The organism is Staphylococcus sp. HMSC072B07 (assembly GCF_001815505.1).
In the GTDB taxonomy this organism is placed as follows: domain Bacteria; phylum Bacillota; class Bacilli; order Staphylococcales; family Staphylococcaceae; genus Staphylococcus; species Staphylococcus simulans.
In genome coordinates, this window is sequence record NZ_KV820945.1 from 4,033 (window position 1) to 4,317 (window position 285).

1 protein-coding gene is annotated in these 285 nt (G+C 41.4%); it reads left to right on the top strand.

The window, feature by feature from the left end; translation table 11 throughout:
• The coding region (locus tag HMPREF3031_RS10700) for a Rib/alpha-like domain-containing protein (protein ID WP_142351328.1) at positions 1-285 on the top strand (285 nt) is incomplete at both ends.

The following is a 285-nucleotide window of genomic DNA, read 5'->3' on the forward strand; positions in this document are numbered from 1 at the left end:
AGTGACAGTAGATGAAACAAAAATTCCTGACGGTCAAACTAGCGGCGAGTTCGAAGTACCGGTTACAGTGACTTATCCAGATAAAACAACAGATACAGTGAATGTGAAAGTTACAGTCGGTCCAAAAGATTCAGACACTTATGAACCAACAGTCAAACCAATTGAAAAACCGTTCGGCCAAGGCACAACTGAACAAGAGGTCAAAGATAAAGTGACAATACCGAACTTCCCAGCGGATAAAGGTACACCGGTAGTAACAGTTGACGATTCAACAAAAGTACCTAA